15 protein-coding genes and 1 pseudogene are annotated in these 13,108 nt (G+C 70.6%); 7 read left to right on the top strand and 9 right to left on the bottom strand.

What is annotated here, in order from left to right; all coding sequences use genetic code 11:
* Positions 1–15: 15 nt before the first annotated feature.
* From ACO2Q0_RS08540 to ACO2Q0_RS08530, 3 genes and pseudogenes are all read right to left on the bottom strand, one after another.
* Positions 16–375, bottom strand: a complete 360-nt coding sequence (locus ACO2Q0_RS08540; protein WP_423351070.1) for a hypothetical protein — start codon at positions 373–375, stop codon at positions 16–18.
* A 191-nt stretch (positions 376–566) separates the two neighbouring features.
* A complete protein-coding gene (locus ACO2Q0_RS08535) occupies positions 567–905 on the bottom strand; it encodes a hypothetical protein (RefSeq protein WP_423351069.1) in 339 nt (112 codons plus the stop codon).
* Between the two features lie 169 nt (positions 906–1,074).
* Positions 1,075–1,134 (bottom strand): annotated as a pseudogene (locus ACO2Q0_RS08530) (hypothetical protein); the annotation flags it as partial.
* On the opposite strand from ACO2Q0_RS08530, the gene ACO2Q0_RS08525 reads away from it, so the two are divergent.
* The 3 genes from ACO2Q0_RS08525 to ACO2Q0_RS08515 are packed head-to-tail and all read left to right on the top strand — an operon-like array spanning position 1,135 to position 4,321.
* Positions 1,135–1,320: a hypothetical protein gene (locus ACO2Q0_RS08525; protein WP_423351068.1), complete on the top strand. Its 186-nt coding sequence runs from the start codon at positions 1,135–1,137 to the stop codon at positions 1,318–1,320.
* 23 nt (positions 1,321–1,343) lie between these two features.
* Positions 1,344–2,906, top strand: coding sequence for a response regulator (locus ACO2Q0_RS08520; RefSeq protein ID WP_423351067.1), 1,563 nt, complete (start codon positions 1,344–1,346; stop codon positions 2,904–2,906).
* Positions 2,907–2,941: 35 nt separating this feature from the next.
* On the top strand, positions 2,942–4,321 hold the full coding sequence (locus tag ACO2Q0_RS08515) for an AmpG family muropeptide MFS transporter (protein ID WP_423351066.1): 1,380 nt from the start codon (positions 2,942–2,944) through the stop codon (positions 4,319–4,321).
* Here ACO2Q0_RS08515 and ACO2Q0_RS08510 read toward each other — a convergent pair.
* From ACO2Q0_RS08510 to rlmN, 3 genes are read right to left on the bottom strand one after another with little or no spacing between them, the layout of a single operon-like run.
* Entirely contained in the window at positions 4,318–5,148 is an 831-nt protein-coding gene (locus ACO2Q0_RS08510; RefSeq protein WP_423351065.1) for a S1 family peptidase, read from the bottom strand. The genes ACO2Q0_RS08515 and ACO2Q0_RS08510 overlap by 4 nt on opposite strands.
* Positions 5,149–5,152: 4 nt before the next feature.
* Positions 5,153–5,575, bottom strand: coding sequence for a DUF350 domain-containing protein (locus ACO2Q0_RS08505; protein WP_423351064.1), 423 nt, complete (start codon positions 5,573–5,575; stop codon positions 5,153–5,155).
* Positions 5,576–5,632: 57 nt separating this feature from the next.
* Positions 5,633–6,799: a 23S rRNA (adenine(2503)-C(2))-methyltransferase RlmN gene (gene rlmN, locus ACO2Q0_RS08500; RefSeq protein WP_423351063.1), complete on the bottom strand. Its 1,167-nt coding sequence runs from the start codon at positions 6,797–6,799 to the stop codon at positions 5,633–5,635.
* 134 nt (positions 6,800–6,933) lie between these two features.
* Here rlmN and ACO2Q0_RS08495 point away from each other — a divergent pair, with 134 nt between their 5' ends.
* Genes ACO2Q0_RS08495 through ACO2Q0_RS08485 form a run of 3 tightly spaced genes read left to right on the top strand, consistent with a single transcriptional unit; the run spans position 6,934 to position 9,755 of the window.
* On the top strand, positions 6,934–7,935 hold the full coding sequence (locus tag ACO2Q0_RS08495) for an NADPH:quinone oxidoreductase family protein (protein WP_423351062.1): 1,002 nt from the start codon (positions 6,934–6,936) through the stop codon (positions 7,933–7,935).
* 60 nt (positions 7,936–7,995) lie between these two features.
* Positions 7,996–8,847, top strand: coding sequence for an SDR family NAD(P)-dependent oxidoreductase (locus ACO2Q0_RS08490; protein ID WP_423351061.1), 852 nt, complete (start codon positions 7,996–7,998; stop codon positions 8,845–8,847).
* On the top strand, positions 8,844–9,755 hold the full coding sequence (locus tag ACO2Q0_RS08485; RefSeq protein ID WP_423351060.1) for a DMT family transporter: 912 nt from the start codon (positions 8,844–8,846) through the stop codon (positions 9,753–9,755). Before ACO2Q0_RS08490 ends, ACO2Q0_RS08485 begins: the two co-directional genes overlap by 4 nt.
* On the opposite strand, the gene ACO2Q0_RS08480 is transcribed toward ACO2Q0_RS08485, so the two are convergent.
* On the bottom strand, positions 9,739–10,161 hold the full coding sequence (locus ACO2Q0_RS08480; RefSeq protein WP_423351059.1) for a YkvA family protein: 423 nt from the start codon (positions 10,159–10,161) through the stop codon (positions 9,739–9,741). The genes ACO2Q0_RS08485 and ACO2Q0_RS08480 overlap by 17 nt on opposite strands.
* A gap of 65 nt (positions 10,162–10,226) precedes the next feature.
* Between ACO2Q0_RS08480 and ACO2Q0_RS08475 the strand changes: the two genes are divergently transcribed.
* Complete coding sequence (locus tag ACO2Q0_RS08475; protein ID WP_423351058.1) at positions 10,227–11,006, top strand: SDR family NAD(P)-dependent oxidoreductase; 780 nt, start codon at positions 10,227–10,229, stop codon at positions 11,004–11,006.
* 65 nt (positions 11,007–11,071) lie between these two features.
* Here ACO2Q0_RS08475 and ACO2Q0_RS08470 read toward each other — a convergent pair whose 3' ends face one another.
* Positions 11,072–11,419 carry a hypothetical protein gene (locus tag ACO2Q0_RS08470; protein WP_423351057.1) on the bottom strand — a complete coding sequence of 116 codons (348 nt, stop codon included), beginning with the start codon at positions 11,417–11,419 and terminating at the stop codon, positions 11,072–11,074.
* An 81-nt stretch (positions 11,420–11,500) separates the two neighbouring features.
* Positions 11,501–13,036 (bottom strand): sialate O-acetylesterase, encoded by a 1,536-nt coding sequence (locus tag ACO2Q0_RS08465; protein ID WP_423351056.1) that lies wholly within the window; start codon positions 13,034–13,036, stop codon positions 11,501–11,503.
* Positions 13,037–13,108 lie beyond the last annotated feature (72 nt).

The following is a 13,108-nucleotide window of genomic DNA, read 5'->3' as shown; positions in this document are numbered from 1 at the left end:
TTGCGGAACGGGCGACTAGGCCGCCCGCACCTCGCGCAGGCGGCGACCGGCCTCTTGCGTGGAGGCCGTCGGCGCCGGCTTGTCGCCCGCGTCCCCGAGGGCCACGGCGCCGAGGCCGACCTGGCCCTGGGCGACGCTGAGTTCCTTGTGGGTCTCGACGATGGCGCGGCGGGCTTCGGCCAGGGCCATGATGGCCTGGCTGGCGCGCTCGACGGCGTCCTGGCCGATGAGGGCGGAGGCGCCCGCCATGGTGCGCAGGCTGGGCATCACGCCGGTCAGGTGGGCGGTCTTGGCGAGGGCGGCGTCGATCGCAGCCTCGGCCTCGAAGAGGGCGCCGGCGATCTGCTCGGCGGCCATACGTCGTTGCTTGAGCATGAGCTCTCTCCATCGCGCCACGGGCCGTGGCGCGCCTAAGGGTTTAACAAAACAGGGTTTCGTCGCCGTTCAGGCGTTGGGTTAAGAGGCGACCAGGCTCTGAAGCGCGTGGAGTCCCGCGAGCATCCCGCCAAAGGCGAGGGCAGTCAGGATCGCCACGGCCACGATTGCGCCGAGCCGCGCGGCTGGGCCTAGCTCATTCGCGACAAGTCCTGATCCGTATCGGGCCGGAAGTTCTCGTCCAGGAGAACCCAGGTCAGGCACAGGATCTCGCGCAACACCATCTCCGGCGGCTTGAACGGCGCCAGCTTCCGCGTGGCGGAAACCAGGTGCCGGGCCATGTCCGCCTGGGCGGGCGTCGCCGACAGGTCGACGAGCTGTCGCTCCAGTTGCGTCCAGGAGAAGCCCGGAAGCGTCTCCTCGCGGTTCGCCAAGGCCGGCCAGCGGGCCTCGAAGTCGTCGATCTCCCGGCGCAGGCGAAGCGCCCGTCCGATCACCGCTCGATTGTCGAAGTTCTGCCAGTCGCCCATGGGCTCCCCCGTTGGTTGCGGGGTCATCCAGCCAAGGGTCGGGCGGATTGTCTGTCCTGATCGCGTCCTGTCCTGATCCGGTCAGGACAGGGTTAAGATCGAGCTGCCGGGCGAGGCGCGCGGCCTCGTAGCGGTCGGGCACGCCGAGCTTGCGCCGGGCGCGGTCGCAATAGGTGTCGACCGAGGTCTTGGACATGCCGAGTTCGCGGGCGATCTGCTTCGAACTCAAATGCTGGTCGACCAGGCGCAGGCATTCGCGCTCGCGCTGCGTGAGCAGCTCGGCAGGATGGCTGGCGGTGTCGTTACGCATCGACATGACGGCCTTAATAAACGACGGCTTTGGCGTTCCGTCTACTTTAGCGCGAAGTTCGCCCCGACGCCCGCGTTCTTCTGCCGCCGTTTGACCGACCGTTAAGCGCTATGGGCCAAGTTCGGCGGATGCGTAGACCGCTGAGACCCCTTTCCGAACGCCGCCCGACGCGCGCCAACATCAGCGCCGAGCAGCTGGCGTCGCTGAGCCACGAGTTCCGCACCCCGCTGAACGGCGTGCTGGGCATGGCGCGACTGCTGGAAGGCACTCGCCTGACGGCCGAGCAGCAGGCCTATGTCTCGGCGCTCCGCGAGAGCGGCCAGCACCTTCTGACTCTGGTCAACGACGTGCTCGACTTCGCCAAGCTGGGCGCCGGGCGCGTCGAACTGCACGCCGAACCGATGGAGGTGGAGAGCCTGCTGCGCGGCGTCAGCGAGCTGCTGTCGCCGCGAGCGCGGGAGAAGGGCCTGGAGATCGCCTGGGCGGCGCCCGCAGGCCTGGGCTGGGTCTACGCCGACGAAGGTCGGCTGCGCCAGATCCTGCTCAACTTCGCCGGCAACGCGGTGAAGTTCACCGAAGCCGGCGGCGTGCTGCTGGCGGTCGCCGCGCCCGAACCGGGCCGCCTGCGCTTCACCGTCGAGGACACGGGACCCGGGGTCTCGGCCTCAGCGCGCGACCGGATCTTCGAGGCCTTCGCCCAGGCCGAGGCGAGCCACGCCGACCTGGGCGGCGCGGGCCTTGGCCTGGCCATCGCCCGGCGGCTGGCGCGCGCCATGGGCGGGGAGGTCGGCGTCGAGGCGGCGCGCGGCGCCATCGGCGGCGCCGGCGCCTGCTTTTGGTTCGAGGCCCACTTCGCCCCCGTCGGTGAGGCGGACGCGCCGCCGCCGCTGAAGGGCCGCACCGTGGCGGTGATCTCCGAGAACCCCATCGTGCGCGAAGCCGCGCGTCGGCAGGTACGCGCCAGCGGCGGCCAGGCCGTAACCGCGCCGGACGTCGCCGACGTGCTGGAGAAGACGGCGATAGAGGACGTGCTGCTGATCGACGCCGCCGGATATGACGTCGAGCTTTCGCCGCCGCCCGGCCGCACGGCGATCGTCATGCTGGCCCCCGACGAGCGCGACCGCATCCCCGCCCTGCGGGAGGCGGGATTCGCCGGATACCTGATCAAGCCGCTGCGGCGGGCCTCCCTGGCTGAGCGAGTGCTGGTCGCCGCCGGCGCGGCCAGCGCGCCGGACGACCCCCGTGAGGACGAGCGGATCGCGGCGGCCGCCGCGCCGGGCGCCCGCGTCCTGCTGGTCGAGGACAACCCGATCAACGCCATGCTGGCGCGCGCCCTGCTGACGCGGGAAGGCTGCGCGGTGGAGCATGCCGTCGGCGGCGAAGAGGCGCTGGCGGCCTCGCGGGCCCAGGTGTTCGACCTGGTGCTGATGGACATGCGCATGCCGGGCCTCTCGGGCGAGGAGACCGCCCGCCGGATGCGCGAGGACGGCGTGGCCGCGCCGATCGTGGCGCTGACCGCCAACGCCTTCGAGGACGACCGCCGCGCCTGCCTGGCGGCGGGCATGGACGACTTCCTGGTCAAGCCGCTGTCGCCCGACGCGCTGCGGGCGATCCTGACGCTATGGACGGGACCCCAGTGCGGCGCCGGGGCCCGCTGGACGAAGGCCGCGGCGCGCGCCAAGGTCGGCTGACCGAGGATGCCGGGGGGCGTCCCGCAGGAACGTCGATGACCACAGAGACCGCCGCCGACGCCACGCCGAAGCGCAAGGCCCCGACCTCGCGGGACGTGCTGAAGGCGCTGCGCCATCCGCGCGTGCTGATCACCCTGCTGCTGGGCTTCTCGTCGGGGCTGCCGTTCATGCTGACCGGCAACACGCTCGGCTTCTGGCTGCGCGAGGAGGGCATCGAGCTCGCCACCATCGGCTTCCTGTCCTGGGTGGGCATCGCCTATTCGATGAAGTTCCTGTGGGCGCCGGTGGTGGACAAGGTCGGCGTGCCGCTGCTCGGCCGCCTGGGGCGGCGGCGCGGCTGGATGCTGTTGTCGCAGGTCCTGATCGGCGCGGGCCTGTTCGCCATGGCCGCGATCGGACCGCAGGGCGGACTCCTGACGTTCGCAGGCTTCGCCCTGCTCGTGGCCTTCGCCTCGGCCACCCAGGACATCGTGGTCGACGCCTGGCGGATCGAGCGCGCCGAGAGCGACGAGGACCTGGGGCTGCTCACCGCCGCCTACCAGCTCGGCTATCGCATCGCGATCCTGGCCACCGACGCGCTGATCCTGATCGCCGCGGCCAAGCTCGGGTGGAACAACTCCTACGTCCTCTGCGCGCTTGCGGTCGGCATCGGCCTCACCGCAACGCTGTTCGCGACCGAGCCTGCGCGGATCAACCCCGAGGCCGCCCAGGCCCAGAAGGGTCCGGCGCTGTGGACGCCGCGCGGCCTCTTCGACGCGGTCGTGGGCCCCTTCATCGCCTTCTTCCGCGATCACGGCGTCGGCGCCGCCCTGCTCATGCTCGCCGCCATCAGCCTCTACAGGCTGCCCGACTTCATGATGGGCCCGATGGTGGGCCCGCTCTACGTGGACGTGGGCCTGTCGAAGGAGGTGGTTGGCGGGGTCCGCGCGACGGTCGGCCTCGGCGCAACGGTCGTCGGCATCACGCTCGCCGGGCTCAGCGCGGTACGCCTGGGCTTCACCCCGACCCTGATCCTGGGGGCGATCCTGGGGCCGGGCTCGAATCTGGCGTTCGCGGCGCTGGCCTACATGGGCGGCAGCGTCGAGACGCTGAGCTTCGTGCTGATCGTCGACAACCTGTCCACCGGCTTCGCCGGCGCGGCGCTCGTGGCCTACATGTCGAGCCTGACCACCCTGGGCTACACGGCCACCCAGTACGCCTTGCTCTCGAGCTTCTACGCCCTGCTGGGCAAGGTGCTGAAGGGCTTCTCGGGCCAGATCGTGGAGACGCTGGAGCGGACCTACGACCCGATGACCGCCTATGCGATCTTCTTCACCGGAACGGCCGTCATCGGCGTGCCGGCCCTGATCCTCTGCCTCGTGCTGGGCGCGCGACATCGACGCGCGCAGCGGGCGCTGGCGGCGGCCGCGACCTAATCCGTCAGGCAGACGACCTGGGCGACGCGCAGGCCGCGGCGCAGGTCGTCGGCGGCGTAGAAGTAGTTCTGCGGCGTCAGCGAGGGTCCTTCGGCGTTGGCCGCGAAGCGGCGGCCGCTGGCGGCCAGGGTGGCGGTCACGATCTCGGGCGCGGTCGTATAGATGCGGCCCCTGCGCGGGCTCTCGGCGATCGTGACGCCCACGACGCGGCCCTGGGCGTCCAGCGCCGGCGCACCCGACAACCCGCCCAGCGTACCCTCCAGTCCCTTGGTGCGGCCGGTCTCGGCCCACACCAGCACCGGCTCGCTACGGGCGCCGCGGCCCCTGACGAGAAGGGTCTCGCGCCCGAGCAGGCGCGAGGTCGCTTCGCCGGGCTCGCCTTGCGGGAAGCCGGGGTGATAGGCGCGCTGGCCGCGCCGCAGCGGCTCGCCCAGCGCCAGCGGCAGGGGCTCGGAGCCGCCCTCGGTGTAGAGCAGCGCCGCCTCGCCACGCGGATCGATATGGACCTCGGTCGCCACGCCGACGCCGTCGCCCACCACCAGCGCCGCCCGGGCGCAGCCTTCGACCACGTGGCGGGCGGTCAGCCAGACGCCCGAGCGGGCGATGGAGAAGGCGGTGCCGGTGGCCGGGCCGGTCTGGCTCGGCACGTCGACCACCACGTTGGGATCGAAGGGCGAGGCCGGGCCGACGGTGTCCCCGAGCGGCTCGCCCACGTCGGGCGGCGCCGCAGGCGCGTCGGCGCGTTCGCCGCGCCCGAGCGCCGCGAAAAGCAGCGCGAGCACGACGGCCGCATAGACCACCCAGTCCGGCAGCCTGGGGAAATGCATCGGATCAGCCGGTCACCGCGGCGGCGACGATCACGGCGGTGGACAGCTTGGCGCCGACCAGCATGGCCGCGGCGGCCATCTCGCCGTCCTGGATCCGTTTGGGCAGCCCGTGCAGCATGACGTCCACCAGCCGGAACACCAGCAGCTGCACCACCACCGTGGCCGCGCCCCAGAGGCCGATCTCGATCAGGTTCGTGGAGGCCTGCAACGACACCGCCAGCGGGATGGAGAGCCCCAGCATCACGCCGCCCAGCGACACGGCCGCCGCCGCATTGCCTTCGCGGATGAGGGTGATCTCCTTGTGCGGGGTCAGCAGGATGTAGAGCGCGCCGGCCCCCAGCAGGATCAGCATCGTGACCGCGATGTGCAGCAGGGTGATCGGGAAGCCGGTGGCGAAGGCCTGGATCTCAGGCGACGGCGTGGGCATCAGGCGAAACTCCCCCGAAAACGAGGCGCCACCGTTAGCACGGCCTTGGCCAAAAGGTCAGTCGGCCGGCAGGTCGGCCTGGAGCTTACGGCGCGCGCTCGCCCGCAGCTTCTCGCTCTCGCTCTTGAGCTGGCCGCACGCGGCCAGGATGTCCCGCCCCCGCGGCGTCCGGATGGGCGAAGCGTAGCCCGCGCGGTTCAGCACCGCGGCGAAGCGTTCGATCGTGCCCCAGTCCGAGCACTGGTACTCGCTGCCCGGCCACGGATTGAACGGGATCAGGTTGATCTTGGCCGGGATGCCGCGCAGCAGCTGGACCAGGGCCTTGGCCTCGGCCGGGCTGTCGTTGACCCCCTTCAGCATCACGTACTCGAAGGTCACGCGCTTGGAGTTCGACAGCCCCGGATAAGCGCGGATGGCCGCCATCAGCTCGGCGATCGGGTACTTCTTGTTGAGCGGGACCAGCTTCTCGCGCAGCTCATCGTTGGTGGCGTGCAGCGAGATGGCCAGCATGGCCTGGGTGCGCTCGCCGAGCTCCGGGAGCTGCGGCACGACGCCCGATGTCGAGACGGTGATCCGCCGGCGCGAGATGGCGATGCCTTCGTTGTCGGCGATGATGTCGATGGCGGCGGCGACGTTGTCCAGATTGTAGAGCGGCTCGCCCATGCCCATGAACACGATGTTCGACAGGCGGCGGTCCTCCTTGGGGCTCGGCCATTCGCCGAGATCGTCGCGGGCGACCTGCACCTGGGCCACGATCTCGGCGGCGGTGAGGTTGCGGACCAGCGCCTGGGTGCCCGTGTGGCAGAAGGTGCAGTTGAGGGTGCAGCCGACCTGGGAGCTGACGCACAAGGCGCCGGCGCGTCCGACGTCCGGGATGTAGACCGTCTCGACCTCGATGCCCGGGGCCATGCGGATCAGCCACTTGCGGGTGCCGTCCTTGGAGACCTGGCGCTCGACCACCTCGGGACGCGAGATCACGCAGACGTCGGCCAGCGCGGCGCGGGTCTCCTTGGCGACGTCCGTCATCCTGTCGAATTCGGTGACGCCGTAGTGGTGCATCCAGCGCCAGAGCTGGCTGGCGCGCATCTTGGCCTTCTCGGGCCGCACGACGCCCAGCTCGACGAGGCAGGCGGCCAGCTCCGCCCGGGTCATCCCCGAGAGGTTCGGCTTTCGAGGCGCAAGAGGCTGCGCCGCCGAGCGGCTGAGATCGAGGGTCACGCCCAAGAGGTAAGTCCTTCGCTGAGCGCGCGAATATAGGTGAGGCGGGCCCTTCGGCCAAATGCGTCACGAAATCCGGGCTTTCAAACAGGCGTTCGACTGGCTAGCGTCGCCGCCTGCAACGATTGGGAGAGGCGCTCATGAAGGCCCTGTTGAGCAAGGAAGTCGGCGGTCCGGACACCCTGGTCCTCGAGGACGTGGCGTCGCCGGAGGCCAAGCCGGGCTTTGCGGTGGTCGAGGTGAAGGCCATCGGCGTCAACTTCCCCGACGTGCTGATCATCGAGGACAAGTACCAGTTCAAGCCCGAGCGGCCGTTCTCGCCGGGCGGCGAGATCGCCGGCGTGGTGAAGAGCGTGGGCGAGGGCGTCACCCACGTGAAGCCCGGCGACCGCGTGCTGGGCAACACCGGCTGGGGCGGCATGGCCGAGGAACTGGCCCTGGAGGCTGCCCGGCTGGTGAAGATGCCCGACTCCATGCCCTTCGACGAGGCCGCCGCGTTCATCATGACCTATGGCACGAGCTGGCACGCCCTGAAGGACCGGGCCCAGCTCAAGGCCGGTCAGACGATGCTGGTGCTGGGCGCCGCGGGCGGCGTGGGCCTGGCGGCCGTGGAACTGGGCAAGGCGGTGGGCGCGCGGGTGATCGCCGCCGCCTCCAGCCAGGAGAAGGTGGACCTGTGCATCAGCAAGGGCGCCGACGCCGGCGTGGTCTATCCGCGCGGGCCGTTCGACAAGGACGGCCAGAAGCAGCTCGCCGCGTTGTTCAAGGAGGCCACGGGCCCCAACGGCGCCGATGTGATCTATGACGCCATCGGCGACGCCTACGCCGAGCCGGCGCTGCGCTCCATCGCCTGGGAGGGCAAGTATCTCGTGGTGGGTTTCGCGGCCGGCGAAATCCCGAAGATCCCGCTGAACCTCGCCCTGCTGAAGGGCTGCGACATCGTGGGCGTCTTCTGGGGCGCCTGGGTGGGCAAGAACCCGCAGAAGCACCGCGAGAGCGTGGCCGAGCTGATGGCCATGTACGAACAGGGCAAGATCAAGCCGTACGTGTCGGAACGCTTCCCGCTGGCGCGCGCCGCCGACGCCATCAAGCACCTGGCCAGCCGCCGGGCGATGGGCAAGGTGGTGGTGACAGTGGAGTAGTTGCGGCGACGCCGCCACGTCTCTACTGATCAGCGATAACCAACAATCAGGGAGGACGGCATGGCGGGTCGTCTGGACGGCAAGGTCGCGGTGATCACCGGGGGCGTCTCGGGCATCGGTCTGGGCACGGTGGAGCTGTTCGTCGCCGAGGGCGCGAAGGTGGTGGCCGCCGACATCCAGGACGAGAAGGGTGCCATGCTGGAGCGCCGCTTCGGCGGCCAGGTGCGCTACGCCCGGTGCGACGTGACGCTGGAGGCCGACATCGCCGCGGCGGTGGGGCTCGCCAAATCCGAGTTCGGCGGCCTGGACATCCTGTTCAACAACGCCGGCATCTCCGACATGATGCGGACCGTCGCCGAGATCGAGCCCGAACGCTGGAGCTGGATCTTCGACGTCCTGGTGCGGGGACCCGCGCTCGGCATCAAGCACGCGACGCCGCTGATGCTTGAGCGCGGCGGCGGCTCGATCATCAACACCGCCTCGATCGCCGGCCTGCAGGCCGGCTGGGGTCCGCTCGCCTATTCCTCGGCCAAGGCGGCGGTCGTGCACATGAGCCGCTGCGCCGCGGCCCAGCTCTCGCCGCAGAAGATCCGGGTGAACGCCATCTGCCCCGGCCTGATCGCCACCTCGATCTTCGGCGCCTCGCTGGGCCTGCCGCGGGAAGTCGCCGACCAGATGGCGGCCCGCGTCGCCGAGAACGCGCCGAAAGCGCAGCCGATTCCAAAGGCCGGCATGCCCGAAGACATCGCCCAGGCCGCGCTTTACCTGGCGTCGGACGCTTCGGTGTTCATGACCGGGCAGCATCTGGTGGTGGACGGCGGCATCACCGTCGGCAGCCGCCATTCCTGGGACCCGGAAGCCGCTTCGCCGCTGATGGCGCTGTTCGCCGACTTCGCGCCCCAGCCGGGATGACCGACGAGGCGGGCGACGTCGAGCCGCAGGCCAGGCCGGGCCTGACGCCGAACCTGCAGGGCGCGCTGTGGATGCTGGCCTCCGCGCTCGGCTTCACGGTCATGACGACCCTGATCAAGTTCCTCGGGAGCGATTATCCGGCGGCGCTGCAGACCTTCTACCGCCAGGCGGCGGGCTTCGCGGTGCTGCTGCCCGTGATCCTGAGGCGAGGACGGGCGGCCTACCGCACGACGCGGCCGGGCATCCTGTTCTTCCGCTCGTCGGCCGGCACGATCGCCCTGATCCTTTCCTTCTACGCCTTCCAGAAGATGCCGCTGGCGGATGCGAACGCGCTGTCGTTCACGCGGACGCTGTGGCTCGTGCCGCTGGCGGCGATCGTGGTGCGGGAGACGGTGGGGCCGCTGCGGATCGGCGCGGCCATCGTGGGCTTCCTGGGCGTGCTGCTGATGATCCGCCCGGGCGCGCAGGGGTTCGACGTCGGCCTGCCGGCGCTGGCCATGCTCGCCGCGTCGTTCCTGTTCGCGCTGACGATCACGGGCATGAAGGTGATGACCCGGGACCATTCTCCGACCGTGCTGCTGGTCTGGGCGATGACGCTGGGCCTGATCTTCTCGATCCCGGGCGCCGTGCTGACGTGGCGATGGCCCGAGCCGCTGGACCTCGCCCTGCTCTGCGCCATGGGCGTGATGGGGACGGTCACCCAGGCCTGCTACATCAAGGGCATGCAGGTGGGTGACGCGGCCGCCATGGCGCCGATCGACTACACCCGGCTGGTGTTCTCGGCGGCGGCCGGCTTTCTGCTGTTCCACGAGGTTCCGACGGCGTGGACCATGGCGGGCGCAGGCGTCGTGGTGGCCTCGACGCTGTTCATCACCTGGCGCGAGCAGCGGCTCAGTCGTCGGCCCTGAGATCCTCGATGGCGCGCTTGGCGGCGTCCTTGTGGCGAGGCTTCAGGTTCTTGCCGATAACGCTCATCAGGGCGGCGAAGACCGCCGCGTCGTCGGTGTAGCCCAGGCCGGCGATGAAGTCGGGCACCGCGTCGGTGGGCACGACGAAGTAGGCGAGCGCGGCCAGCATCATGCCCTTGGCGGCGATCGGGGTCTCGTCGTCGCGCGCGCAGTACCAGACCGACAGCGCCTCCTTGGCGAAGGGTATGCTGGCTGCCACCTTGCGGATCTTGGGCCAGAAGCCGCGGGCGACGCGTTCCTCGTTGAGCTTCATCACCGAGGGCACGAGAGCGTGGTCGCGCGCGATCGGCGCGGCCGGATCGAACGCGGCATTGACGTTGGGTGACGCTTTTTCGCTGGCGCTCATCGGGCTAAAGCCTTCACCGAACGGCCCTCCGTTCTGGGGCGTCATCATAGGGGAGCGCAGCGCTCATGGAACTGAATTCATCCGTCGCGGCGGTGGTCACGGGCGGCGCCTCGGGTCTCGGCGAAGCGACCGTCCGGGCGCTGGCCGCCCAAGGGGTCAAGGTCGCCATCTTCGACATGAACGAACAGAAGGGCGAACAGGTCGCCAAAGAGGTCGGCGGCGTCTTCTGCAAGGTCAACGTCACCTCGGAAGAGGACGTGGACGCCGGCTTCGCCAAGGCCCGCGCCGCCCACGGCCAGGAGCGCATCCTGGTGAACTGCGCCGGCACGGGCAACGCGGCCAAGACCGCCAGCCGCGACAAGCAGACGGGCGAGACCAAGCACTTCCCGCTCGACGCCTTCAACCTGATCATCCAGATCAACCTGGTGGGCACGTTCCGCTGCATCGCCAAGTCGGCGAAGGGCATGCTGGACCTGGAGCCCATCGACGGCGAGCGCGGCGCCATCGTCAACACCGCCTCGGTGGCGGCGGTCGACGGCCAGATGGGCCAGGCGGCCTATTCGGCGTCGAAGGGCGGCGTCGTCGGCATGACCCTGCCGATCGCCCGCGACTTGGCCGGCGACGGCATCCGCGTGAACACCATCCTGCCCGGCATCTTCAACACCCCGCTGATGCAGGGCGCGCCGCCGCAGGTGAAGGAGGCGCTGGCCGCCTCCGTGCCGTTCCCGAAGCGCCTCGGCAACGCCGAGGAATACGCCTCGCTGGCGCTGGAGATGATCCGCAACGGCTACTTCAACGGCGAGCACGTCCGTCTGGACGGCGCAATCCGGATGGCGCCGCGCTAAGCGGCGAGCCGATCCGGGAGGAACGAGGCCTCCGGCGGCGACGCCGGGGGCCTTTTTTCGTGGCCTCAGCCGGTCTTCTGCGAACGGCAGATCCAGGCGCCGTCGGGCTGGATGCGGCCCGCGCCCAGCGGGCAGACCGTCGGGCGCTTGTATTGCCCAGTGGGCTTCTTGCCGACCACCTGCTGGCATTCCGACCGGGTCTTGTCGACGTACTCGAGCGTGCCGCCGCCCTTGTCGGCCGGGATCGCGAAGCCGGCGGGTTGGTGCTTGTCGTCGGCGAAGCCCGCGGCGTTGCAGAAGGCGGGCACGTCGACGTTCGTCACGGCCGGACCCTTGGCGACAGGCGCGGTCTGGCCGTGGGCGGCGGACGTTGCGATGAGAGCCGCGAGGGCGGCGAAGGCCAGTGGCCGCATGGCATCCTCCCGATGCGCGCCGTCGTTTCGACGCGGCGCTTGGGTCGACGCTAGCACCACCGCAGGGCGTGGCAAGACGGCCTAGCTGAAGATCCAGTCGGCCACGGAGAGCCGCTCGGGGGCGACGCCCTGCAGGTGGATGACGTAATTGCCCCAGCCGCCGCCCGCGCCGTCGGGATCAAGCAGCACCTTCGCGCCGCCCGCGCCGTCGGCCAGGAGCACGATGCGGCCATCCGCCAGCGGATCGCCGGCAAGGCCCAACGCCGACAGGTCCAGCCGGTCCTCGCCCGGCGTGAAGTCCTTCACCTCGGCTGGCGACCAGGGCTCGGCCGTCCAGACGAAGCGGTCCGCGCCGGCGCCGCCCGCCAGGACGTCCGACCCGCGGCTCGCCACGAGGGTGTCGGCCCCAGCGCCGCCTTCCAGCGTGTCGCCGGGCCCTTCGGAGTCCACCCGCACGCCGGCCGACGGCGGCGGCTCGGCGCCCTGACCCTGCAGGTCGGCCCAGGTCAGATCGCCCGTCTTTTCGAGCTGGACGACGAAGTTCGCCCAGGCGCCCCCGGGGCCGTCCGGGTCCACCAGCACCTTCTGGCCGCCGGCGCCGTCGTCGAACAGGAAGACCCAGCCGTCCGCGACCGGGTCGGCGCCGGAATAGCCCGCGGCCTTCAGGAGGTCCGAGAGGTCGAGCCGGTCCTCGCCGGCGGTGAAGTCGGTCACCCGGGCCGGAGACCAGGGCTGGGCGGCCCAGGCGAAGACGTCGGCTCCGCCGCCGCCGGTCAGCACGTCGGAGCCCTGGCTGGCGTTCAGCGTGTCCGCGCCGGCGCCGCCGATCAGCGCATCGCCCGGACCGGACGAGTTTATGACCCGGCCGGCCCCGGGATCGTTCGACCCGCCGCCCGCCCGCCAACCTTCGAACAGCCGAAAGTAGTCCTCGCCCGACAGGCGGTAGCCCTCGGCCGAGAAGTGCAGGCCGTCGCCCAGCAGCGGGTAGGCGCGGGCGTCGATGCTGTCGGCCGCGCCGTCGGCCTGGTCCACCTCGGACTGTGCATAGCGGACGTCGGGTCCGTGCGCGGCGCTGGAGTTGATGCGGTAGAAGCCGATGTGGCCGTCGGCGTCGTGCAGCCATTCGGCGCGGACGGCGGCGAAGAGCTCGGGCAGGTTCGCGCGATAGGCGGCGGCCGAAGCGGGCGTCTCCGCGTCGGTCTCGCCCTGGCCCCAGAACACCGCCTCGGGGAGGGCGCCGTCCGCGGCGCTGGACGCGCGGCGGATCATCTGGGTGGTGGCGTCGAAGATCTCGTCCCGGCTGCGCGGCGACCAGTCGTACTTCCAGGCGCCGTTGTCCTGGTCGAGCGGCGAGCCGCCCCAGGCCGACTTCACGATCCGCAGCACCTCGTCCGGGTGCTCGGCGCGGAACTGGATGGCGAAGTGGACCTCAGGGCCCCAGGCGTCCGGCATCTGACCGAAGCCGGTATTGGCGCCGGGCGCCATCTGCTCCCACGCGCTCTTGGCGTCGTTCCAGATCAGCGTCAGCGGGTCGGGCGCCCAGCTCGCGGGGAGCGTGGACGCGTTCATGAAGGCGCCGCCGGTGTTGGACTGGCCGGCGAAGACGATGAAGGCCAAGGCTGTGGGCTCCCCAAGTGCTCCGGGTATGTCGGAGGCACGACTCGGGAAGGGCGCTCAAAGTTCCGCTTA

The organism is Phenylobacterium sp. VNQ135 (assembly GCF_049445735.1).
In the GTDB taxonomy this organism is placed as follows: Bacteria; Pseudomonadota; Alphaproteobacteria; order Caulobacterales; family Caulobacteraceae; genus Phenylobacterium.
Note: the sequence above shows the minus strand (reverse complement) of the source record. Positions and strands in the feature narration are given on the sequence as shown.

Coding starts and splice junctions, on each gene's coding strand:
- ACO2Q0_RS08505 (WP_423351064.1), bottom strand. CDS start 5,575: ATGCCCACGCCGTCGCCTGAGATCCAGGCCTTCGCCACCGGCTTCCCG.
- ACO2Q0_RS08510 (WP_423351065.1), bottom strand. CDS start 5,148: ATGCATTTCCCCAGGCTGCCGGACTGGGTGGTCTATGCGGCCGTCGTG.
- ACO2Q0_RS08540 (WP_423351070.1), bottom strand. CDS start 375: ATGCTCAAGCAACGACGTATGGCCGCCGAGCAGATCGCCGGCGCCCTC.
- ACO2Q0_RS08520 (WP_423351067.1), top strand. CDS start 1,344: ATGCGTAGACCGCTGAGACCCCTTTCCGAACGCCGCCCGACGCGCGCC.
- ACO2Q0_RS08470 (WP_423351057.1), bottom strand. CDS start 11,419: ATGCGGCCACTGGCCTTCGCCGCCCTCGCGGCTCTCATCGCAACGTCC.
- ACO2Q0_RS08515 (WP_423351066.1), top strand. CDS start 2,942: ATGACCACAGAGACCGCCGCCGACGCCACGCCGAAGCGCAAGGCCCCG.
- ACO2Q0_RS08475 (WP_423351058.1), top strand. CDS start 10,227: ATGGAACTGAATTCATCCGTCGCGGCGGTGGTCACGGGCGGCGCCTCG.
- ACO2Q0_RS08535 (WP_423351069.1), bottom strand. CDS start 905: ATGGGCGACTGGCAGAACTTCGACAATCGAGCGGTGATCGGACGGGCG.
- ACO2Q0_RS08525 (WP_423351068.1), top strand. CDS start 1,135: ATGCTGGTCGACCAGGCGCAGGCATTCGCGCTCGCGCTGCGTGAGCAG.
- ACO2Q0_RS08485 (WP_423351060.1), top strand. CDS start 8,844: ATGACCGACGAGGCGGGCGACGTCGAGCCGCAGGCCAGGCCGGGCCTG.
- ACO2Q0_RS08490 (WP_423351061.1), top strand. CDS start 7,996: ATGGCGGGTCGTCTGGACGGCAAGGTCGCGGTGATCACCGGGGGCGTC.
- ACO2Q0_RS08495 (WP_423351062.1), top strand. CDS start 6,934: ATGAAGGCCCTGTTGAGCAAGGAAGTCGGCGGTCCGGACACCCTGGTC.
- ACO2Q0_RS08480 (WP_423351059.1), bottom strand. CDS start 10,161: ATGAGCGCCAGCGAAAAAGCGTCACCCAACGTCAATGCCGCGTTCGAT.